The following is a 4,887-nucleotide window of genomic DNA, read 5'->3' as shown; positions in this document are numbered from 1 at the left end:
GCGGATGCCCCGCGCGGGAGCCGCGGGGGCGGGCGGAGCCGATGGCGCCGGCATCACGGTGGTGGGCTGCGCGGAAGGCGCCGAGCGCACCGCGGGCGTGGGCACCGGTGCCGCGCCCGCCATCGGCACCACCGCGGCCCGGCGCTCGACGACAGCCGGTGCCGGTGCCGATGCCGACGGGGGCGGCGGCGTCGATGTGAGGTGGTCGAGCAGGCCGCCCGACCGGCCGTCCAGGACCGCCGGGGACGGTGAGCCGGTGAAGGACGGGTTCCGCCAGGTGGCCAGGCGGCTGCCGAAACCGGCGTCGGCGACTCCCGCCGCACCGCCCGCCGCCGTCCGCTGCACGGGCGGCAAGGTGGACCAGGCGGCGGGCCGCGGACGTACCGGCACGGACTCCGCACCGGCATCCGGCGCGGACCCAGGCGCCGTACCGCCACCCTCGGAGCTGCTCGCAGAGCCACCCGCGGAGCTGTCCGAGGAGCGACGGAAGCGGTCCAGGAAGCCCATCGCTCAGCCCTCCGCGCGCGTCACCAGGGACGCGATGCTGTCCGTGAAGCGGCGGCGGTCGTGGTGTTCCAGGTCCAGGATCTCGTCGTGGCCCCAGTGGAAGTGGAAGGCGACGTACGCGATCTCCTCGTGCAGCCGGTCGGTCGCGTACGTCACGATTCCCCCAGGCGGCTCCCGCCGAGTTCGACCTCGAAGGGCTCCGCGCAGTGCGGGCACTCGACGGTCGCGCGGGTATGGCCCTCCGCGTTCACCTGGCGGTAGAAGTCCTGGAGGAACGCCAGGTCGGAGGCGAACATGTTCTCCACGATCCCGTCGTGGACGAGCGGGAGCGTGCCGAGGCGGGTGATGACCCGGCCCAGCAGGACCACCGACAGGTACGCCGGGTTCTCCTGGACGCGGATGTCCCGCAGCGGGACGAGTTCGTCCCGTGCGGTCGCCAGCCGCATCACGCCGTCACGGTGGACGGTGCCCGCCTCGTCGACGTAGCCGCGCGGCAGCTCGAAGGGGAACTCCGTCCGCAGGCGCTGCTCCACGACCGGCGCGGGTGCCGGCGCCGCGGGCGGGAGCGGGGTGTTCTCCTGCTCCCCGCCCGCGGGCGCCGCCGCCCGCAGAACGGAACGTCGCATTACTCGATGACCAGTTCTTCGAACGTGATGGTCACCGTCTCGGTCAGTGCGGCGGCCTCGCCGGCCTTCACCGTGCTGGTGTCGATCTTGCTGCACCAGGCGTTGCGCATGTTGTACCGCTTGACCGGGTTGTTCTGGTAGTCCATCACCATGATCGTGGCGTTCTTGCGGGCGGAGCCCATCACGCCGTTGATCGACTCGGTGATCCACGTGTTGAACGCCGCGGACTGCGTCATACCGCGTACGACCGTGCAGGTCCCGGCCTTCTTCACGCCCGGCAGCTTCTTGGTGACCGGCTTGCCCTGCGCGGAGACCTGCTGGTACTCGATGACGTCCTGTTCCAGGCTGAGGCCGCTGACCTCGGCGAGGTACTCGACCATCACGCCGTCGATCTGGAGCCCGAAATTGTGTGAAGTGAGAGCGTCACCCGGCTGGAGACTCATCTTGCTGTCCTTCTGGGGGAGTTGACTGCTGACAGTGGGGCGAGGGAGGGGCGGTTACTCCTCCAGCTCCCCGTTGCCGCTGGAGAACTGGGCCAGCCGGAAGATGACGAACTCGGCGGGCTTGACGGGCGCGATGCCGATCTCGCAGATGACGCGGCCGACGTCGACCGACTCCGGCGGGTTGGTCTCCTCGTCGCACTTGACGTAGTACGCGTCCTCGGGCCGGGCCCCGAACAGGGCGCCGCTGCGCCACTCGTTGACGAGGAACGCCGACACGTTGCGCCGGATCCGCGCCCACAGGGCGTGGTCGTTCGGCTCGAACACCACCCACTGGGTGCCGATCAGGATCGACTCCTCCAGGTAGTTGAAGTACCGGCGGACGTTCAGGTAGCGCCAGGCCGGGTCGGAGGAGAGGGTGCGGGCTCCCCAGACGCGGATGCCGCGGCCGGGGAAGGCGCGGATGCAGTTCACGCCGATGGGGTTGAGCAGGTCCTGCTCGCCGCGGGTGATCTGGATCTCCAGGTCCACCGCGCCGCGGACGACCTCGTTGGCCGGGGCCTTGTGGACGCCGCGCTCGGCGTCGTTGCGGGCCCAGACGCCGGCGACGTGGCCGCTCGGCGGGATCAGCCGGGACTGGCCGGACGCCGGGTCGAAGGACTTGATCCACGGGTAGTACAGGGCGGCGTACTTGGAGTCGTAGCCGGCCGTCTCCTGGCGCCAGACGCGGATCTGGCGGGCGTTCAGGCTCGGCGGCGGGTCGATGATCGCGACGCGGTCGCCCATCAGCTCGCAGTGCGCGATCAGGCCGAGCTGGACCGCCTTGACGGCCTCCAGGTCGATCGCGCCGCGCTGGTAGGCGGCCATCAGGTCGGGCACCGCGACCATGGAGATCTCGTCGACGGCCTCCAGGCCGCCGAAGCCGGTGCGGTCGGCGCTGTCGCCGAGGTACTGGGAGGGGCCCGCGGACTGCGGGGCCTCCGTGCCGGTGCCGGTGGCGGCCGGGGCGGCGGGCGGCGCGGCCAGCGTCACCGTCTGGTTGTCGGGGCGGGCCAGCTGCGCCGAGGGCGCGGCCTCCGCCACCGTGATGAGCTTGGAGCGCTCCTTGACCTGCGTGACGACGTAGTTGCGGCCGCCCTTCTTCGCGGTCACGTCGAACGTCTCGACCGGCTTCTCGCCGTCCCGCACGACCAGCTTGAAGCGTTCCGCGGGGCCCTCGCCCTCCGGGTCGGCGACCTCCACGGTCAGCGGGCCGCCGGAGCCGCCGGCCGCGTTCGCGGTCACCGTGAACGTGCCGAGCTGCGCGGGCTCGCCCGCGGGCAGGGCGGCGGGGGCGGCGGAACCGGTCACCGCGGCCGGGGAGGCGTCACCCGCCGCGCCCGCACGGCTGCCGCCGACCCGGACGACGTACGCCGCCGAGCCGCCGTTGTTGAAGAAGCCGTACACCGAGTGCGCGAGGTAGTAGCCGTCGGTGAAGTCACCGAACGCCGCCACGTACTGGGTCCAGTTGGTCACCAGGGTCGGCTCGTTCAGGGGCCCGGACGGGGCGAGGCCCACGAAGGCCGCCACCGAGGTACCCACCCCCTCGATGGGGCGCGAGCCGCTGGCCACCTCCTCGACGTATACGCCGGGCGACAGGTAGGACGGCATGCTGTGCTCTCCTCGGGGTACGCGTCAGGACGTCTCTCACGGTCACGCGCGGAGCGCGTCCGCCGAAACGGCCTCCGGTGCCGAAGTGGGGGCAGTGGGGTTGCCCTCAGGGGCAACGCGGCCCCGCGGGCGTGCACGGGGCCGGGGACCCGGCGCCAGGCCGTGGACCTGAAGGTGATCAGGCCGTGGACTTGAAGGTGATCAGGCCGTGGACCTGAAGGTGATCAGGCCGTGGACTTGAAGGTGATCAGCCGCCAGGCGACCGTGCCGTTCGCGAACGCGGCGTTGAGCGCCTTCACCGCGTCGCCCTTCGCGGGATAGAGCGGGGCCTTCGCCTCCAGCTTGGCGATGTCGCCCTTCTTGGTCTGGACGCGTTTCTCCGCCTGCTTCTTGAACCTGGCCTTCGCCGGATTGGTGACGTCCTGCTCCGCCTGCGCGAGTTCCTGACGCAGGGTCGCCAGCGTGGTCTCGCGCGCCTCGTTCTTCGTCGTGTTGCTGTGCACCGTCGGGGAGTACGCGGCGGTCATGCCGACGGCGGTGGAGAGGATGCCGTTCTCGGCCTTCGTGCCGGCGCCGGCGTTCTTGAGGAAGGTGTCCAGCGCGGGCACCACCCCGGAGGCGGGATCGGTCCGGTAGAACTCGACCAGGTGCGTGCCCGAGTTGGGGCTGTTGGTGATGTAGCCCTCGGAGTACGCGCGCGTCGGCGAGAAACCCTGGTACGAGCCGCCCTGCGGCAGCGCCCCCGCGCGCAGAGCCGCGAACTCCTCCCCGCGCATGCCCCGGTAGAGGGGTTCCGGGTCGCCGCCGGGGTTGGCCGTGTCGACGGTGTACTTGCGGAAGCCGCCGCCCATGTCGCGGACGGTGGGGTTGGCCATCAGGGCGAGTTCGTCGGGCCCGGCGGTGGCGGTGCCGTTCATGCGCTGGACGACGGCGTGGTGCGGGGCCGGGGTGGCCGTGGCGTTCGTGGCCGACCGCTGCACGGCCGGTGCCGTGACCGGTGCCGTGACCGGTGCCGGGGCCGACATCACCCGGTGGGCGTTGGCCTCCGCCTCCCGCTCGAACCGGTCCGAGGGGTCGCTGATCCGCAGCCCGCTCCCGTTGTCCGTGCCCGCCACCGGGCCCTGGCGCTGCTGGATGACGTGCGTCAGCTCGTGGGCGAGGGTGTGCGGGTCGGCCCCGCCGTCGCCGATGACGATGTGGCTGCCGGAGGTGTAGGCGCGGGCGCCCACCTCGGCGGCGGAACGGCGCGCGGTCGCGTCGGTGTGCAGGCGTACGTCCGTGAAGTCGGCGCCGAGACGGGACTCCATGTCCTGGCGGACGGGCGTGGGCAGCGGGGAACCGGGGGAGGCGATGACCTGGTTCACGGCACTGCGCTGGACCGGGGCGTGCCCGCAGCCCGCGTCGTGGGTGTGGCGCTCCCGCTCCGCGAGCGCGGCCACGGCGGTGTTGCCGGCGGCTCGTTGCAGGGCGAGGACCGCCTCGGGCGAGCGGGTGCCGACGGCATGGTTCAGGGGGAGCGGCCCGGTCCGTGTGTCGAGGCGGATCCGCGGGCCCGGTGCGGCGGCCCTGGTCGTGTCCGGCGACTGATCCTGGCTGCGCATACGAATCCCTGGGACGAGGCCACGGTGGCGGTGACCATCCATCCTGTGGGGGTGGATGGTCAC

The 4,887-nt window shown here is 72.1% G+C and carries 5 protein-coding genes and 1 pseudogene; all 6 read right to left on the bottom strand.

Annotation, left to right across the window (positions count from 1 at the left end; genetic code table 11):
* Positions 1–345, bottom strand: a pseudogene (locus tag BZL64_RS39570) (hypothetical protein); the annotation flags it as partial.
* A 165-nt stretch (positions 346–510) separates the two neighbouring features.
* Positions 511–663, bottom strand: coding sequence for a DUF6760 family protein (locus BZL64_RS40270; RefSeq protein WP_086770878.1), 153 nt, complete (start codon positions 661–663; stop codon positions 511–513).
* Positions 660–1,133, bottom strand: coding sequence for a hypothetical protein (locus tag BZL64_RS21760; RefSeq protein WP_086770877.1), 474 nt, complete (start codon positions 1,131–1,133; stop codon positions 660–662). Before BZL64_RS21760 ends, BZL64_RS40270 begins: the two co-directional genes overlap by 4 nt.
* Positions 1,133–1,576 carry a phage tail protein gene (locus BZL64_RS21755; protein ID WP_073499531.1) on the bottom strand — a complete coding sequence of 148 codons (444 nt, stop codon included), beginning with the start codon at positions 1,574–1,576 and terminating at the stop codon, positions 1,133–1,135. The genes BZL64_RS21760 and BZL64_RS21755 overlap by 1 nt, the downstream gene beginning before the upstream one ends.
* Before the next feature lie 54 nt (positions 1,577–1,630).
* Complete coding sequence (locus BZL64_RS21750; protein ID WP_086770876.1) at positions 1,631–3,223, bottom strand: phage tail sheath subtilisin-like domain-containing protein; 1,593 nt, start codon at positions 3,221–3,223, stop codon at positions 1,631–1,633.
* A 224-nt stretch (positions 3,224–3,447) separates the two neighbouring features.
* Entirely contained in the window at positions 3,448–4,824 is a 1,377-nt protein-coding gene (locus BZL64_RS21745) for an eCIS core domain-containing protein (protein ID WP_086770875.1), read from the bottom strand.
* Between the last annotated feature and the right edge of the window lie 63 nt (positions 4,825–4,887).

The organism is Streptomyces bobili (assembly GCF_002154575.1).
GTDB classification, from domain to species: domain Bacteria; phylum Actinomycetota; class Actinomycetes; order Streptomycetales; family Streptomycetaceae; genus Streptomyces; species Streptomyces bobili.
This window is presented reverse-complemented; position numbering and strand designations above follow the sequence as displayed.